At 64.0% G+C, this 16,818-nt stretch carries 15 protein-coding genes and 1 riboswitch; of the genes, 9 read left to right on the forward strand and 6 right to left on the reverse strand.

Features of this window, described 5'->3' with window-relative positions; all coding sequences use genetic code 11:
• Nucleotides 1–61 precede the first annotated feature (61 nt).
• The gene (locus JMY29_RS17595; protein WP_026267233.1) at nucleotides 62–622 is read left to right on the forward strand and encodes a low molecular weight protein-tyrosine-phosphatase; all 561 of its coding nucleotides are present in this window, start codon (nucleotides 62–64) and stop codon (nucleotides 620–622) included.
• Entirely contained in the window at nucleotides 619–2,655 is a 2,037-nt protein-coding gene (gene pabB / locus JMY29_RS17600) for an aminodeoxychorismate synthase component I (protein ID WP_189076292.1), read from the forward strand. The genes JMY29_RS17595 and pabB overlap by 4 nt, the downstream gene beginning before the upstream one ends.
• A gap of 14 nt (nucleotides 2,656–2,669) precedes the next feature.
• Here pabB and cls read toward each other — a convergent pair whose 3' ends face one another.
• On the reverse strand, nucleotides 2,670–4,142 hold the full coding sequence (cls, locus tag JMY29_RS17605) for a cardiolipin synthase (protein WP_018778206.1): 1,473 nt from the start codon (nucleotides 4,140–4,142) through the stop codon (nucleotides 2,670–2,672).
• Nucleotides 4,143–4,229: 87 nt separating this feature from the next.
• Between cls and JMY29_RS17610 the strand changes: the two genes are divergently transcribed.
• A complete protein-coding gene (locus JMY29_RS17610; RefSeq protein ID WP_018778205.1) occupies nucleotides 4,230–5,171 on the forward strand; it encodes an aminodeoxychorismate lyase in 942 nt (313 codons plus the stop codon).
• Nucleotides 5,172–5,423: 252 nt separating this feature from the next.
• On the forward strand, nucleotides 5,424–6,878 hold the full coding sequence (locus JMY29_RS17615) for an amino acid permease (RefSeq protein WP_018778204.1): 1,455 nt from the start codon (nucleotides 5,424–5,426) through the stop codon (nucleotides 6,876–6,878).
• Nucleotides 6,879–7,024: 146 nt separating this feature from the next.
• Here JMY29_RS17615 and JMY29_RS17620 read toward each other — a convergent pair whose 3' ends face one another.
• From JMY29_RS17620 to JMY29_RS17635, 4 genes are all read right to left on the reverse strand, one after another.
• A complete protein-coding gene (locus JMY29_RS17620) occupies nucleotides 7,025–7,507 on the reverse strand; it encodes a carboxymuconolactone decarboxylase family protein (RefSeq protein ID WP_018778203.1) in 483 nt (160 codons plus the stop codon).
• Nucleotides 7,508–7,810: 303 nt separating this feature from the next.
• Nucleotides 7,811–8,863, reverse strand: coding sequence for a PLP-dependent cysteine synthase family protein (locus tag JMY29_RS17625; RefSeq protein ID WP_189076293.1), 1,053 nt, complete (start codon nucleotides 8,861–8,863; stop codon nucleotides 7,811–7,813).
• A complete protein-coding gene (locus JMY29_RS17630; protein WP_189076294.1) occupies nucleotides 8,860–10,422 on the reverse strand; it encodes an aromatic amino acid ammonia-lyase in 1,563 nt (520 codons plus the stop codon). The genes JMY29_RS17625 and JMY29_RS17630 overlap by 4 nt, the downstream gene beginning before the upstream one ends.
• Nucleotides 10,422–11,750: an NtaA/DmoA family FMN-dependent monooxygenase gene (locus tag JMY29_RS17635; RefSeq protein WP_018778200.1), complete on the reverse strand. Its 1,329-nt coding sequence runs from the start codon at nucleotides 11,748–11,750 to the stop codon at nucleotides 10,422–10,424. Before JMY29_RS17635 ends, JMY29_RS17630 begins: the two co-directional genes overlap by 1 nt.
• A gap of 155 nt (nucleotides 11,751–11,905) precedes the next feature.
• A riboswitch (SAM riboswitch) is annotated at nucleotides 11,906–12,017 on the forward strand.
• Nucleotides 12,018–12,030: 13 nt separating this feature from the next.
• Here JMY29_RS17635 and JMY29_RS17640 point away from each other — a divergent pair.
• From JMY29_RS17640 to JMY29_RS17655, 4 genes are read left to right on the forward strand one after another with little or no spacing between them, the layout of a single operon-like run.
• Nucleotides 12,031–12,294 (forward strand): DUF1737 domain-containing protein, encoded by a 264-nt coding sequence (locus tag JMY29_RS17640; RefSeq protein WP_018778199.1) that lies wholly within the window; start codon nucleotides 12,031–12,033, stop codon nucleotides 12,292–12,294.
• Nucleotides 12,291–12,701 carry a rhodanese-like domain-containing protein gene (locus JMY29_RS17645; RefSeq protein WP_039243084.1) on the forward strand — a complete coding sequence of 137 codons (411 nt, stop codon included), beginning with the start codon at nucleotides 12,291–12,293 and terminating at the stop codon, nucleotides 12,699–12,701. Before JMY29_RS17640 ends, JMY29_RS17645 begins: the two co-directional genes overlap by 4 nt.
• Nucleotides 12,702–13,910, forward strand: a complete 1,209-nt coding sequence (locus JMY29_RS17650) for an O-succinylhomoserine sulfhydrylase (RefSeq protein WP_018778197.1) — start codon at nucleotides 12,702–12,704, stop codon at nucleotides 13,908–13,910.
• A 10-nt stretch (nucleotides 13,911–13,920) separates the two neighbouring features.
• On the forward strand, nucleotides 13,921–14,538 hold the full coding sequence (locus tag JMY29_RS17655; protein WP_189076295.1) for a hypothetical protein: 618 nt from the start codon (nucleotides 13,921–13,923) through the stop codon (nucleotides 14,536–14,538).
• On the opposite strand, the gene JMY29_RS17660 is transcribed toward JMY29_RS17655, so the two are convergent.
• Nucleotides 14,535–15,719 carry a glutamate--cysteine ligase 2 gene (locus JMY29_RS17660; RefSeq protein WP_189076296.1) on the reverse strand — a complete coding sequence of 395 codons (1,185 nt, stop codon included), beginning with the start codon at nucleotides 15,717–15,719 and terminating at the stop codon, nucleotides 14,535–14,537. The two genes, JMY29_RS17655 and JMY29_RS17660, sit on opposite strands and share 4 nt — an antisense overlap.
• Before the next feature lie 218 nt (nucleotides 15,720–15,937).
• Between JMY29_RS17660 and JMY29_RS17665 the strand changes: the two genes are divergently transcribed.
• Nucleotides 15,938–16,762 carry an endonuclease domain-containing protein gene (locus tag JMY29_RS17665; RefSeq protein WP_189076297.1) on the forward strand — a complete coding sequence of 275 codons (825 nt, stop codon included), beginning with the start codon at nucleotides 15,938–15,940 and terminating at the stop codon, nucleotides 16,760–16,762.
• Nucleotides 16,763–16,818 lie beyond the last annotated feature (56 nt).

Genomic DNA, 16,818 nt, shown 5'->3' on the forward strand with positions numbered 1-16,818 from the left:
AGTGACTCACTTGTGAAGTTGCCCCTAGCCAAGAGGGGGTGCCATCAACCATGCTTGCTGCATGTACTCAACGACGAGCCCATACCGCATCATCACGGTCTGCACCGGAAACATCTGCCGCTCGCCCATGGCAGCGCTCATGCTGGCCGAAGCCTTCACTGCGGAAGGGCTCGGCAAGCTTGTAGTGGTGGATTCAGCGGGCACTACGGGCTACGAGGTCGGCCACCCCATCGACCCACGCGCCGCCCGCGTCCTGACAGCCCAGCACATCGCCTCCGAGGACCACGTGGCCCGGGAATGGCGGCACGAATGGTTCGCCGGGCGGGACCTGATCCTGGCCCTGGACGTTGACCACTTCGGCTGGCTCCAGGAAGGCGCCCCTGACCGCGCCTCACTGGAAAAGGTCCGCATGCTGCGAAGCTTCGACCCCCAAGTAGCCGACCGCAGCTCCCTGGACCTTGGCATCGAGGATCCCTGGTACGGCGGGCACACGGACTTCGACAACACCTGGACGCTCATCAAATCGGCTATCCCGGGAATCGTGGAACACGTCAAAGCAGCCATCGCCTCCGGAGACACCGAAGCAGGCCAGGAGCACCAGCAGGTAACCTCTATGACATGACCCCTGCACCCGTGATCATCGCTGTTGACGGCAGGTCCGGCGCAGGCAAAACCACACTGGCCGTCGAGCTGGCGGCCCGGCTTCGGCAACACCATAAAGTTTCGCTCTTCCACCTCGAGGACATCTATCCGGGGTGGAACGGCCTGCGTACCGGCATCGAGCGTTACGTGGCCACCGTGCTCACCCCGCTCAGCCAGGGAACGGCCGCAGAATGGGTCAGCTGGGACTGGGAACGGCACTACGACGGCGGGCTGAACGTCACGCTGCCCGCGGAAATCGTCATCGTTGAGGGCGTGGGATCCGCCGCCGACGCCGCCCGCCCCATGCTGGACGCCGTGGTGTGGGTGGAAGCGCCGGGTGACGATCGCCGTCGTCGAGCCCTGACGCGCGACGGAAGTACCTACGAACCCTACTGGGACACCTGGGCTGCGCAGGAAGAAGAGTGGCTCTCGGACGACTCCGTCATCGCCGAAGCCGACATCCACGTCCAAAATCCCGCCAACGGCAGCGCGCCGGACCACGTTCTCCAGGCACTCATGTACCTGCCTGCGCTGGCAGCCATCCTCTCCCCCGAACTGAGCGCACGGCGCGGGCTGCAGTTGCGGTCCGAGCGCCTGGAGGCGACGCCGGACGCCGCACGCCTTTTCGAAACCCTCTACGGGCAGTCGCGGAACGCCGTGTGGCTCGACTCGTCCAACGCGGCCGCAGTGGCCGGCCGTTCCCAAGCCGCGGCCCGCAGCCGCTTCAGCATCCTGGCCGACGACGGCGGCACTTTCGGCCAGACGGTATCGCACCGTTCCGGGGTCACCACCGTCACGGCAGGGTCAGCCTCTGTGACCACATCCGGCCCCTTCTTCCGGTGGCTGGACTCGGTCTGGGGCAGACGGGCGGTCCGCGCGCCCCGCGGATACGACGGCCAATTCACGCTCGGCTGGCTTGGATACCTGGGCTACGAACTCAAGCGCGAAACCGGCGGCAACGATGTCCGTTCCGACACCCCGGACGCCGCACTCCTCTTCGCGGGCCGGGCCGTGGTGCTGGACCACCGCGAACAGACAGTATGGCTGCTGGCCCTGGACGCCCCGGACGCGGACGAGTGGCTGCGCGCGGCGCGGGCCGCCGTCGTCGGGTCTTCCGGTGCCGCTTCTCCAGGCGCGGATGCCGCCCCCACGGCAACCGTCCCCGAGTTCGTCAGCCGCGATTCCGCCACCGACTACAAACGCAAAATCGCCGAATCCCAGCACCAAATCGGCGAGGGCAACTCCTACGAAATCTGCCTGACCACCACACTGGAGGCACCCGCGGGGAACTTCGACGCGTGGACCAGCTACCTTGCACTGCGACGCCGGAACCCGGCCCCGTTCGCCAGTTACCTGCGGTTCGGGGAGCTGGAGGTCGCCAGCACCTCACCTGAGCGGTTCCTGCGGATCCTGTCCGACGGCGGCATGCGCGCCGAGCCGATCAAGGGCACCAGGGGCCGGTCTGCCGACCCTGACGCGGACGCAGCCCTGCGGCAGGACCTTGAGACATCGCTGAAGGACCGCGCCGAGAACATCATGATCGTGGACCTGCTCCGCAACGATCTCAGCCACTTCGCCATCCCCGGTTCGGTGACGGTGAGCAGGCTGTGCGCCATCGAAAGCTACGCGACCGTCCACCAGATGGTGAGCACCGTGGACGCACATCTGCGGCCAGGCGCTCCCCGGGCAGAAGCAGTAGCCGCCGCGTTCCCGGCAGGATCCATGACCGGGGCGCCCAAGATCAGCACCATGGACATCCTCGACCAACTCGAAGCAGGGCCGCGCGGCATCTACTCCGGCGCCATCGGCTACTTCTCCCTGAACGCCGCCACCGACCTCGCGGTGGTTATCCGCACCCTGGTGGCCAATCCCGACGGCGGCAGGGGGCGTACCCTCACGCTCGGCGTGGGCGGCGCCATCACCTCGGACTCCGTGGCCGACGACGAGTACGAGGAAATAAGGACCAAGGCCTTCGGGGTGCTCTCAACCCTCGGCGCCGGCTTCCCCGACTGAATCCCCGGTGAGGACTACTGGAGCGTTGCCGTCAATCTGGCCACGTTATCCACATACTTGGCCAACGGGGGCCGGTCCATCCAGTCGTCCAGCATAAGCTCACGGGATACCTCGCGGTACGTGGATTCCACGGCCCGCATGAGGTTCACGGTCTCGGAGCCCAGCAGCATCACCGAGACCTCCATGTTGAGGGAGAAGGAGCGCATGTCCATGTTGCTGGAACCGAGAACCGCCACCTCGTCATCAATGGTGAAATGCTTGGCATGGAGGACGTATGGCGCGCGGTAGAGATAGATGCGCACCCCTGCATTCAGCAGCGCCTCGTAGTAGGAGCGCTGGGCGTGGTGCACCAGGAACTGGTCGCCCTTCTCCGAGACGAACAACTCCACGTCCACCCCCCGCTGGGCGGCAGTGGTGATGGCGTACAGCAAGGAATCATCGGGGACGAAGTACGGGCTGCAGATTGAAATCCGGTGCTGCGCCGAGTAGATCAACGTGTTGAAGAGCCGCAGGTTGTTCTCTGTCGCGAACCCCGGGCCGCTGGGCACAACCTGTGCGGTGACCTGGCCGGGGGACGGCAACGCCGGCAGGCGCAGCTGGTCCTCCAGGGACTCGTCCGTTTCGCTGAGCCAGTCCGTCGCGAAGACCACGTTGAGGGTGGGGACGATCGGGCCTTCAAGCCTGGACATGAGCTCAACCCATTTGCGTCCCACCTTGTGGTGCTTGGGGTTGTTGTAGGACGGCTCAATGAGGTTCTGCGAACCGGTGAATGCCACCTGTCCGTCGATCACCATGATCTTGCGGTGGTTCCTCAAGTCCGGACGCCGCCATTGGCCGTGGATGGGCAGCAGGGGCAGCATGCGCTTCCACTGGATCTTGCCCGCTTTGAGCCTGCGGATCAGGCGGCGGTAGCCCTTGACGCGCAACGTTCCAATGTGGTCGAAGAGGAGCCGCACAGTGACGCCCCGCTCAGCCGCTTTCTCCAGCTCAGTCAGGAGCTCATCAGTCACGGAGTCACTGCTCATGATGTAGAACTCGGCGTTGATGTAATTCTTGGCGTCCCTGACGGCCTCGGCCATGGCCTTAATGGACTCGTGGTAGCCGGGGATCAGCTCCACCTTGTTGCCATCCACCATGGGCAGCGAGCCCAGCCTGTGGTTAAGCTCCCCGGCCGACTTCACCCACTCGGGTCCGGAGTAGACGCTCACCGGATCCGAAAGATCGGAGGTCACGGCACGGACGCGGCGGTTGACTTCTTCCTGCTGCTCCCGCCTGCGCTTGGAAAGTTTGAAATTGCCAAACAACAGGAACAGGACGAAGCCCACGGATGGGATGAGGAACACAGCCAAAAGCCATGCCATGGCCGTCGTGGGACGGCGATTGCCGGGAATGATACCCAGCAGGACGATCCGCATGATGACTTCCGCGATGGCCCACGCACCCAGCAACCAGGTCCACTCCTGGCCAAACGGAAAAGGAAAGAGCACCTGACAAACCCCCACGGTTCATGGACAACAGTGACCACAGCCTATCCGGCAAAGTCATCAGCGGTGGCCCCGCACTAAGCTGGGACCATGACTTCAGCAGCCCCCACGGTCCTCGTTTTCCTGGACCCCGCCTTCGAAAACGGCCGAATTGCCGATTCCAGCCAACCGCAGCTCATGGCCACGGACCTGGGAGCTACACGCGGAGATGGCGTGTTCGAATCACTCCTGGCTGTCCAGGGCCGGCCCCGGAAAGTCCAGGCACACCTGAACAGGCTGGCCGGTTCTGCAGCAGCTTTGGACCTGACGCTGCCCGATCAGGACGCCTGGCGGCGGGCCATCGAAACGGCCATCACGGAATTCCGCAGCACCCACCCTGCGCCCACGCCTGAGGAGGACGAGGTTGTGGTCAAACTCATCGTCACCCGCGGTGTTGAAGGTGCGGCGAGCCCCACATGCTGGGTACAGGCTTCGCCCTCACCTGCGGGCAGTCGCCGGCAGCGCGAGACGGGCATCGACGTCGTGCTTCTGGACCGCGGCTTCGACACCGAAGCCGGCGAGCGCGCGCCATGGCTGTTGCTCGGTGCCAAAACACTTTCCTATGCCGTCAACATGGCCGCACTGCGCTACGCGCATAAGCAAGGCGCCGACGACGCGATCTTCACCTCGACCGACGGCCGCGTCCTGGAAGGGCCGACGTCCACCGTGCTGCTGGCGCACCTTGAAGAAGTGGACGACGGCGCGGGTTCCGTCAGGACTGTTCGCCGCCTGATTACACCGCAGCTGGACAGCGGCATCCTTCCGGGAACCTCGCAGGGTGCGCTGTTCGCGGCAGCCAAGGCCGCCGGCTGGGAACTTGGCTACGGTCCACTGGAGCCGCAAGACTTGTTCGACGCCGACGCCGTGTGGCTCATCTCGAGTATTCGCTTGATCGCTCCGGTGAACCACATCAACGGCAAGGAAGTCGGCACACCCGCCATCCGAAAGCAGCTCACAGCCGAGCTGAACGAATTGTTCGCGGGTATCGAATAGCGGTCCGCCCTGGGGGCGTCTGCCAAGGATGCTCCGCTTGGAACCTAGCAGGTCGCAAGTAGAGTAATTGCTCGCATGACTCAATGATAAGGAACTCTTGGCCTCAGCCATGAGCAAATTGTGCGTCCAATCGCATTTCTTATCCTCCTTGAAATGGTCATTCGTCATGTGATGAATCTTGTTCTCGTGTTAGTTGGATCACGTCCGACTGCCACTACTTCAGACTTTGCTGGCTAACTTCCCGGAGGGAATATGGGACTCAGCTCCCCCACAAAAGCCGAAGCATCGGCAACCGAGGCGCAGTCCGCAACTGCCGCCTCACCATCAGGACTCCGCCGGTCCATGGAGGCCCGGCACCTGGTCATGATCGCCATGGGCGGTGTCATCGGTTCAGGCCTCTTCGTCAGTTCCGGCTACACCATCGCCACCGCCGGCCCCCTGGGCGCGGTGCTTGCCTTCCTGATCGGCGCCGTCGTGGTGTATCTCGTGATGGCCTGCCTCGGGGAACTCGCTGTTGCGTTCCCCGTCTCGGGCGCATTCCACATCTATGCCGCCCGCACCATCGGACCCGCCACGGGCTTCGCCACGGCGTGGCTGTACTGGCTCTGCTGGGCCGTGGCCCTTGGTTCGGAATTCACCGCGGCCGGGCTGCTCATGCAACGGTGGTTCCCGGGCGTGGATGTCTGGATCTGGTGTTTCGTTTTCGCAACAGTCCTCTTCACCCTGAACGCCATTTCATCGCGCGTCTTTGGGGAATCGGAGTTCTGGTTCGCGCTCATCAAGGTCGCCGCCGTCGTCGGCCTCATCATCCTGGGCGGCGCCGCGCTTACCGGATTCCACCCCCTTGCAACGGGCGACTACCCCACGTTCGGCGAGAACTTCAGCACCCCTGACGGGCTCTTCCCGAACGGCTTCACGGGAGTCTTTGTCACGTGCCTGGCCGTCTTCTATGCCTTCTCCGGTTCCGAACTGATCGGTGTTGCAGCTGGTGAGACCGCCAACCCCGGCGCGAACATCCCCAAGGCAATGCGAACCACAGTGATCCGCCTGATGATCTTCTTCGTTGGTGCCATCACGGTGATCGCGGCAACCATCCCGTACGAAAAAGTCAGCGTGGACGAGAGCCCGTTCGTCACCGTCTTCTCCATGCTCGGCATCCCGTACGCGGCGGACATCATGAACTTCGTGATCATCACGGCGTTGCTTTCGGCCGGAAACTGCGGCCTCTTCTCCTGTGCCCGCATGCTGTTCTCGCTGGCCGACGAAGGCCACGCACCCCAGGTCTTCAAGAAGCTCACCAAGCGCGGCATCCCGCTGGTTGCCCTCTGCGTGAGCATGCTCGGCGGTCTCGCCTCGCTGATCAGCAGCGTCGTTGCGCCGGCTACCGTTTACCTGGTGCTCGTTTCCGTGGCCGGCTTTGCGACGGTAGGTGTGTGGATGTCGATCGTGGCTTCACACTTCATCTACCGGAGGACGTTCGTGAGGAACGGTGGCGACGTCAACACTCTGCCGTACAAAGCGCCGCTGTTCCCGCTGGTGCCGATCCTCGCATTCGCCTTGTGCGTTGTGTCGTTGATCGGCATCGCGTTCGATCCCAACCAAGTGGCGGCCCTCCTGTTCGGAGTGCCCTTCGTGGGTGCCTGCTACGCGTTCTTCTACTTCAAGTACGGACGCCGCCGCTCGCTCAAAAAGGCCGTCAACTCCTAGCGCCGCGGATTCCTGACCCTGTTGGGATGCAGATCAGCCCTTGGACAACTCTTTCGGTTGCCCAGGGGCTGATCTGTTGTGGAAGGTCGACGGCGGACCTCACCCCGCCTGCGCACAATCACTCGCCGCGGCTGATGGCATTGGGTCTACTTCTTGTTTGCCCGCACCGGGTGCTCGCTCAGAATTGACAGCCTGTTGAAAGCGTTGATTCCAATTGCCGCCATGCAGAGGACACTGATCTGTTCGTCACTGTAGTGCTGACGCGCCACGGCAAACAGTTCCGGGCTGGGACGGGAGGTACTCATGCGGGTAATCTGCTCCGCGATCTCCATGGCGACCACCTCGCTGGGTTCGAACAACTGCACTTCCTTGTACACAGCCACCAATGACAGGCGCTGCTCCGTCTCGCCGTACTTCAGTGCCCGACGGTGGTGGAGATCCAAACAGAACGCGCACCCGTTGATCTGCGAACACAGGTAATTGATCAGTTCGAGGGTCCGGCGCGGGATCCCGAGCCGGTCAGCTTCGTCAACGAGTTGCTGCGAATAGTGGCTGAGCGTCGCGTAGAGGTCCGGTTGCTGCTTATCGAGATAACCGGCCAGCCGCGGTTTTGTTTCCTGTTCAGGCATGTTTGGAGCTTAACGCACCGCGCTCGGAGAGCTTAAGTGAGCAAGCGTCACAGCCAAGCACGCGGAACGTGAGCAAGCGTCACAGCCAAGCACGCGGAACGTGAGCAAGCGTCACAGCCAAGCACGCGGAACGTGAGCAAGCGTCACAGCCAAGCACGCGGAACGTGAGCAAGCGTCACAGCCAAGCACGCGGAACGTGAGCGAGCGTCACAGCCAAGCACGCGGAACGTGAGCGAGCGTCACAGCCAAGCACGCGGGATGTGAGCAAGCGTCACAGCCAAGCACGCGGAACGTGAGGGAGGGTCACTCCGGGGTGTCGGCGGCCAGGCGGATGCCGTTCTCGGCCAGCCATACGGGATTGAAGGCCTTGCTCAGGTAGTTGGTGCCGGCGTCGGGCGCTATGGCTACCACCACCGAACCGTGAGGCGCGGCGCGGGCCACGCGCACTGCCGCCGCGACAGCGAGACCGGACGACGGCCCCAGCGCGAGCCCTTCTTCGTCAAGAAGCCGATGGACCGTGCTGTAGACCTCGTCGTTGGGGATCCGGAGGAAGCGGTCAACGATGGAGCGGTCGAAGATCTTGGGCCACTCTGACTGCGGCCAGGAGTTGCCGACGCCGTCCACCAGGATTTCGGCGGGATGACCCCCGCTGTACGCGGATCCGTAGGGGTCTGCACCTACCACTTCAACGTGCCCGCCCGGCCTTGAGGCTGCCACCTGTTCCTTCAAATACCGCCCGTTGCCGCTGATGGTCCCGCCCGTACCGATGCCGGCCACGAAATGCGTCACCAGCCCACCCGTCTGTTCCCAGATCTCCGGCCCCGTGGTCTCGTAATGTGCCAAAGGATTGGCCGGATTGTCGAACTGCATGGGCCGCCAGGCGCCGGGTGTTTCGGCGGTAATCCGGGCGGCCACGGCTCGCGCGTTCTCCGGAGACTCGGACGGCGCGTTCCAATCCGTCAGGATCACCCGCGCGCCATAGTTGTGCAGCGCAGCGAGTTTTTCCTCGGAAATGGTGTCGCCCGTGACCACCACCACCGGGTGGCCCGTGAGGTGCCCGATCAGCGCCAGCCCGATCCCGGTGTTACCGGACGTGCTCTCCACAATGGTGGCCCCCGGCCTCAGCTCCCCCGAGCGCTCGGCCGCCCGCACCATACTTAGTGCCGTGCGGTCCTTGATGGAACCACCGGGGTTCTCGGACTCCAGCTTGACGTGGATGACACTGCCGAGCCCGCGGCTGAAGTTCTCCAGCTTGACCAGCGGAGTGTTCCCCACCTTTTCCAGGACCGAGGCGTCGAGACCATCAAGACCCCCGGGCAGTGCATGCAACCCATGCTTACGGGTGGCCGTGCTCATGGCGTCGCCTCCTCTGTTTCAGTGAAAAGCTGATCCACGGCTTCGCGCAGCACCGTCCGCGAGCGCTCCACCAGGTCCGGCGCCGACGGCCGGTCCGCCAACACATCAGCAAGCCGGCCCGCCACCAGCCCGGTCCCGTTGCCGAGCGGCTGTGCAGCTTCGGCTTCCAGCAGGAGGTAGGAAGCCGTGAGGGACTCGATGGCCAGGAGCTTCTCCGCGGCATCAATCGACTTCTCCAGCTGTTGCAAGGCCAGCGGAGCAAGCGTCGAGTGGTCCTCGATGTCGGCTGAGAGCGTGGGCGCGCCGAGGGTTGCCGGCGCTGCCAGGAATTTGAGTTCGGCCAACAGTCCGGCCGCGGAATACCAGAGCAGCCCGGGCAGCTCCTCCTGAATCAAGGCAGACGCCGCACCGGGCGCGGAGGACGCCGCTGCCAGGTGCCTCGCCCGGATGGCCCGCTGCGGTGGATACAGCTTGGCGATCCGCCGCTCGCTGGAAATCCCCACGTGCGCCAATCCCAACCGCAGGCTTTCGAAGGACAACGCCAGCTGCATGGGTTGGAAGTTCCCGCCGGACACCATCGTTCCCGACTCCACATCGACCAACGGGTTGTCTCCCCGGCCGTTCAGCTCCACTTCCAGGCCCGAACGCAACTGCGCCACCAAGAACCGGAACGCCCCGTGGGTCTGCGGTGCAGCCCGGAAGGACAACGCGTCCTGTACCGACGCTTCCCTGCGGACATCCTCCAGCCAGCCACCGCTGAGAAGCCGTCGAACAGCGGCGGCCGAGTCCCGCTGGCCGTCAACCGCCTTGGCCGCTTGGATGGCCGGCGAAAAGGGACTGAGGTTTCCGCCGCCGTCGTACCTTGCGATCGCCTCCAGCGACAATGAAAGCGCGACGTCGGCGAGCCGGGCCAGGTGCTGCAGGCGCACCAAGGCGAGGGCTCCCGCGCCCACGGAGTAGGCATTGGCGCTCACCAGGGCCAAGGCCTCTCCGGCAGCAGGTTGCAGGGCTTGCAGGCCGGCGTCCGCGAGGGCTTTGGCGCCGGGCACCAGCATGCCGGAGGCGTCGAACGCTTCCCCCTCGCCCAGGGCTACGGCAGCGACGGCGGCCAGCTGGGTCAGGTCGGAGGAACCCACGGACCCTTCGCGCGGGATGGCGGGGTAGACGCCGCGGTTGAGCAGTTCGGCATAGAACCCGGCGGTCCCGGCACGAACCCCGGAGCCGCCCCGGCTGAACCCGACAAGCCGGGCCAGGATCACTGCGCGCGCTGCGGCACGATCCAGATACGGGCCTACGCCGCTGTTGTGATACCTGATGACCTGCACCTGGTAGGCGAGGAGGGACTTCTCCTCCACAGCAGTGTCCCGGCCTGACCCTAGAAGGGTATTCAGGCCGTAGACCCGTTGACCGGAGGCGGCCGCCTCCTCCACGATCTCCCTTCCCCGTCCGATCAAATTCAACGCTTCTTGGTTGAGTTCCACGTGAAACGTCGGATCCGCAGCCGCTTCCGCCACAGCCAACGCGGAGATGGGGCCCGTCCCGATGGTGAAAATGCCCATTAGAAATCCAGCAGGTTTTGGCGGAATCCGCCGTTGCCGTAACTCTTCCTCAACAGGCCGCGGCGGCGGAGTTCCGGGGTCAGCTTGTCCAGCACACCGTGCACGGTCACCGGATCAACGAAGCCGGAGAACAGGAAGCCGTCGCCCCCTACCGCCGCGCCGGTCTCCTCCAGATAATCCGCAATTTCTCCCACCGTGCCGATGATCGAATCCCCGGCACCACCGCTGCGTGCCTGCAGGATTTCACGCAGAGTGGACCCGGGAGGGGCAGCCTTGGCGAAGTGCTCCAAGGTGCCCTGGTTGCTGTTGGTGCTCAACTCCGGAAGCGGGGCATCGAGGTCGAACTTTTTGAAGTCGATCACGGATAGGTAGGAGATGGAGTTGAGCTGGCTGTCGATGTCACGCTGCGTCAATTCCCGGCGCTGCGCCCGTAGCTCCTCGGCCTCGGCTGTGGAACCCACCACGGTGGGCTTCAGTACGAAAAGCACCTTCACGTCGTCGGGATTCCGGCCGGCTTTCGCCGCCTCGGCCCGGATCGAATCCCGGTAGGCCTTCATGCCGTCAACGCCGCGGGCGAGCGCAATTGCCACATCCGCGTGACCGCCGGCAAACGCTTTGCCCCGCGGAGAGGCGCCCGCTTGGACAAGCACGGGTTCCTCGGGCAACGGTGCCGTGTTCAGCGGCCCACGGACCTTGAAGAAGTCCCCGTCGTGGTTGATCGGATGCACTTTGGTATGGTCCGCAAACACCCCAGCTGAAACGTCCTCAAGTACAGCGTCGGCCTCCCAGCTTCGCCAAAGCCGCCTGACGACGTCGACGAATTCCTCCGCTTTTTCGTACCGGAGGTCGTGTTCGATCTGCTGGTCCAAGCCGTAGTTCTGCGCGGCGAGATCGCTGCCCGAGGTGACCACATTCCATCCGAGCTGCCCCTCGGAGAAGTGCTGCAGGGTAGCGAGGAGCCGGGCCGCGGTGAAGGGCGGGTAGAAGGAAGCGCTGACCGTGGGAACGATCCCCAGGTGCTCCGTGGCGGAAAGCAAGTACGGGACCAACGCCAAAGGATCGTGTTTCGGCGCAAAGGAAGCATGGGCCAGCGAAACCTCGGCAGTACCGCCATAGGTGTCCGGGACGGTCAGGGAATCCTCGATGATGAACAGGTCCAGCCCGGACAGCTCGAACGCGCGCACGGCCTCCTGGTACAGGGCGGGCTTCTTCCAGTCGTAACCCAGGCTGTAGCCCGGAGTGCCCCAGCCCTGCACCCCGAAACCGTGCCCCACAAACCAACCAAAATGCAGCATGGGCTTGAGTGTAGAACTGCTCTGTCCGTTCACCGCGACCTGATTTCATACGAAGTTACAGGGGGTCGTACTGCGTCAATTATGCTCCCGGGACGTCTTAATTGGACCCGTACTCCAGTACCGCCCGGTTACGCAACATGACGACGGCCGCCGTGCGGGCCGTCGTCGTGAATGCTACGTTTTTCTTGAGTAATGAGAACCAGCGCAAAGCCCTGACTTGCTGGTCGGCAACCCTCTCTCCGGCGGGGTGCCTCAGGTGACTACTCGGCGTATCGACAACTCGAACTGCAAGCGTGACTGAGGAGCACCAGCAATGCCTGAACCCACTGAAGAAAAACTCTCTTACCGCCTGATAACAGGCCCGGATACCCGCGACTTTTGTGAGCGGATCACCAACGCCCTGGCGGATGGGTACGTACTGCACGGCAGCCCCGCCGCCACGTTCAACGGAACCGACGTGATCGTCGCGCAGGCCGTCGTCCTGCCCGCCGCTATTGCCAGCGCCGATGCCGCAGTCGCCAACGCCGTTGATGAACTGGATACCGACGACGAAGAAGCATTCGAGGGCCACGCATGAGCTACGCAGGTGACCTGACCCCGCAGGACGCGTGGGCCAAGCTTGAACAGGGCGCCATCCTGGTGGACGTCCGCACCGAGGGCGAATGGGCCCACATCGGAATCCCCGACACGAAAGCCACCGAGAACGATCCCCTGTTCATCCAGTGGAACCTCGCCGGCGGCATCCCGAACTCCCGCTTCATCGAGGACCTGCAACAACAAGCGCCCGAGGACGACGGCGTGGAGCTCGTCTTCATCTGCCGCTCCGGCCAGCGCTCCATCGCCGCCGCCATCGCCGCCACGCAGGCAGGCTTCACCGCCTACAACGTCCTTGAAGGCTTTGAGGGCGAACCCGACCGTTACGGCGAACGCACCGTCAATGGTTGGAAGAACCGTGGCCTGCCAACGAATCTGGGGACCGAGTAAGTGACTTTCAATCCTGACGCCGCCGGCTGGAGCCCCGACACCCAGGCCGTTCGCGGTGGACTTGACCGTACCAACTTCCAGGAAACGGCCGAACCCGTCTTCCTGAACTCCGGCTTCGTTTACGAATCCGCCGCCGCGGCAGAACGCGCCTTCACCGGCGAGGACGAACGCTTCGTCTACTCCCGCTACGGCAACCCGTCCGTGGCCACCTTCCAGGAGCGGCTGCGCCTCCTCGAAGGTACCGAGGCTTGCTTCGCGACGGCGTCCGGCATGTCCGCCGTGTTCACCGCACTGGGTGCCCTGCTGGCTGCCGGTGACCGCGTGGTTGCTGCCCGTTCCCTCTTCGGCTCCTGCTTCGTGATCCTCAACGAGATCCTTCCGCGCTGGGGCGTGGAGACCGTGTTTGTGGACGGACCGGACCTTGACCAGTGGCGTGAGGCTCTCTCCGAGCCGACCACCGCCGTCTTCTTCGAATCGCCGTCCAACCCGATGCAGGAAATCGTGGACATCCAGGCTGTCAGCGAACTGGCGCATGCCGCTGGGGCGACTGTCGTCGTCGACAACGTCTTTGCCACTCCCCTGCTGCAGCGCTGTGGCGAGCTGGGCGCCGACGTGATTGTGTACTCAGGCACCAAGCACATCGACGGCCAGGGACGCGTCCTCGGTGGCGCGATCCTGGGCACCAAGGAGTTCATCGATGGACCGGTGAAGCAGCTCATGCGCCACACGGGGCCATCGCTTTCGGCTTTCAACGCCTGGGTGTTGACCAAGGGCCTGGAAACCATCGGGCTCCGAGTCAACCACAGCTCGGCATCGGCCCTGAAGATCGCGGAATGGTTGGAGCAGCAACCCGCCATCAGCTGGGTCAAGTACCCCTTGCTGAAGTCGCACCCGCAGTACGAGCTCGCCGCGAAGCAGATGAAAGCCGGCGGCACAGTGCTCACGTTCGAGCTCTCGCCGTCCACTGGCCGCTCCGCGAAAGAAGCCGCGTTCGCGCTGCTTGATGGATTGCGTGTCATCGACATCTCCAACAACCTTGGTGACTCCAAGTCGCTGATCACCCACCCTGCCACCACCACCCACCGGGCCATGGGTCCGGAGGGCCGGGCGGCGATCGGGCTGTCCGATGGCGTGGTGCGCTTGTCGGTGGGGCTGGAGGACGTGGACGATCTCATCCTGGATCTGGAGAAGGCCCTCAAACAGGTCTAACCTTGCTGGCATGAGGCATCCATACCGCCGGGCGGGGGCTGTCATCGTTGCGGGATCGGTGGTGTGGTTGGCCGGGATTTCACCGGGATCCCGCGTGTACCTCATGCACGACCCCGCGGAGCGCCTGCGTTTGCTGCTTGCCAGCGAGCGCGGATGGGTGTTCGGCCACCACGCGGCCGCTGCAGGAACCGTCGCAGTCCCGGTGGGCTTCATGGCGTTCTCGAAAGCACAACCGGCAGGGACCTCCAAAGCGTGGGCGTCCGCGGCAGCAACAGCGCTGCTCGCGGGCGCACCATTCTTCGTCTACAGCTTGTCGCGGCGGGCCTCGGACCTTGAGCGTTTCGCTTATTTTCGGGGATCCAATGCACCGTTCCTCGCCTACTCATGGCTGCATGTGCTGGGCTTGGCTGCCATGGGCGGCAGCCTGCTGAAGTCCCCCGCCAAACGATGGGCGGGGATGACGGCAGCAGGGATGGCCGTGGTTTCCGGGACCGTCCTGGCGACCACCAAGGACATCCCGCCCCTGGTTTTCTACCTCACCGAAGGAGCCGTCGGAGCGTACCTGATGGCGTGGCCGGAACCCGGGGACATCGGGGATAGCGAGAACATCGGAGACATCGAGGGCTAAGGCCGCCGCACTCTGGTCAGCAGCGGGACCGGGTCCTTGAACGCGACCGTCGCGGTGCCACGAACAGTCACCTTCGCAGCGTGCGAGACCACGGCGGCAAGGGCTTCGGAGCCGGGCGGATTCCCGCCGTCACGATGCCTGGCGCTGTACCGTGCCGCTGCGTCCCGTTGTTCGAGCGCTCCGTTGCCGCGTCCCAGAATTTCGGCAATGCCCGCCTTGACCAGCGCCAATTCACCTTGGTCATCCAGTACCGGGCTGAGATAGTCAACCAACGCCCACACGACATCAGCGGCAGGCTGGGGCCGGAAATCGCCGAAGTCCAGGAGGTCTCCCCGCAACCCGGAATTACTGGCCCGCCAACCCGCCATCCGCAGCAGGGCGGTCGGCACCGGGGTGGGATCAACGCCGTCGAGCATTTCCAAGGAGGCCGTCTCCACCAAAGCCCGCACCAGCACCGCGATCAGCGCCGCGTCCTCCGCGCGGAGGCAGACGTCGGCGACCCGGACCTCTACGGTGGGCTGGTTCCTGGCGATCCGGGCATCGAAGTAGATCATCCCCTCATCCAGGACTACACCGGTATCAAGCAAGCGCTGCACCACGCGTCGATAAGCCGTGAGCGAGCCAAAAAGCGATGACGGCCCGGACGTGGGCCACCGGTTCCATGCCTGCGTGCGGTAGCTGTCGAACCCGGTCGGAAGCCCGCGCCAGTAGGGCGAATTGGCCGAGAGCGCGGTGAGTACCGCGAGTTTGTCCCGGATGTGGTCCAGCACCACCACGCCTTCCTCCGGGGACTCCACTGAAGTGTGCACGTGGAACCCGCACGTCAACTGCTCGGTGGCGATGATGCCGAAGTGGTCCAGCATCGCGGCGTACCGGGGATCCGGGGTGGTGTGCGTGTTCGAGGCCAATGGTGAAGTGGCAATCGCTGCAACCCTTGCACCGTGCCGCCGGGCAGCTTCATCGGCCATGGCGCGGCCCCGGCGAATCTGCTGCAGGAGTTCGGCATAGCTGTGACACGGCCGCGTTTGGGTTTCGATTTGCTCCAGCTTGAGCTCCTGGCTCAGTCCGGTCTCCGTGGCAGGTTCCTCGTAGCCGGCCAGAAGCGCGTCCGCGAGAGCCAAGGGCATGCCCGTCACCGGATCAACGATGAGCAGTTCTTCCTCGACCCCGAAAGTCCGCATGCTCCATTCTGCGTCACGGGTGGCCTCCAGAACACAGGGTGGGACTGGCAGTTTGGCCTGCGGCAACGAGATTCTGCTGGATCATCGCCCTTGGAAACGGAGAGGACCCGCGGATTAGCCGGCCAAGCAAGCTGGCCGGGGCCGATGATCCAGCAGATTTGTCCACATAGGCGAAGTTTCCGGACTGGGGAGGGACCAGTCCGTGGCTGACTGAAGGCATGAACGCATTCGAATTCTTGTCGTCAGTAGGTGGAGTAGCCAAGGTAGGGCTGCTTAAGGCCCACGGGCACACCCCGGCGGATCTAAGGAAGCTCGAGGGGGCCTATCAACCGCGGCATGGCATATGGGCTCTGCCCTCCGCAGATACGGAGTTTGTCTCTGCCCTCGTAAACAACGGACTTCTGACATGCGCAAGCGCAGCTGCCCGCTATGGCCTCTGGCTTAAAGACAAACCGGGAAGACTGCATCTGGCAACCAAGCACAACAGAGGCCGGGTGTTTATCCGGCACGGAGGTCTCAGGCTGGGCTCGGAGTCCTACGTTCCAGTTGCCTCGCTGGAAGACGCTGTCATTCACGCTCTCACGTGCCTGCCGGACGTCGACGCCATTGCCGTGGCCCAGTCCGCTATGAAAAACCGGGGAGTTCCCCGTGACGTCCTGGAGGGCGAACTGCGGGCCAACTACTTCGGGAATGCGAGGAAACGACTGCGCAAGGCCGACGGTTTGTCTGAATCCGTCCCGGAGATCAGTGCCCGCCTGCTTTTTGAGGCGGCGGGACTCTCCTTTGAACGGCAGGTCCAAATCCCAGAAGTGGGCCGGGTGGACACCCTGATTGACGGCTGGCTGATTGTGGAGGTCAATGGCTATCAGTTCCACAGTTCACGGGAAGCCTGGAGAAAGGACATGGGCAGGTTGAACGCGGCGCAGGCAATGGGTTACCGCGTCCTGAGCTTCGCCCCCGAGCAAATCTGGAACTCGCCGGAGCTGGTCTTGGGCCAGATCCGGGCGTGCCTTGGGCTCGGAAGGCCGCGGGGTAGGCGGTGACAGAGTATTTGCTGGATCATCGCCCGAAGCAGCATCCGGAAGGCCCGTAATTCCAG

Origin of the sequence: Paenarthrobacter nicotinovorans, from assembly GCF_021919345.1 — a bacterium.
In the GTDB taxonomy this organism is placed as follows: domain Bacteria; phylum Actinomycetota; class Actinomycetes; order Actinomycetales; family Micrococcaceae; genus Arthrobacter; species Arthrobacter nicotinovorans.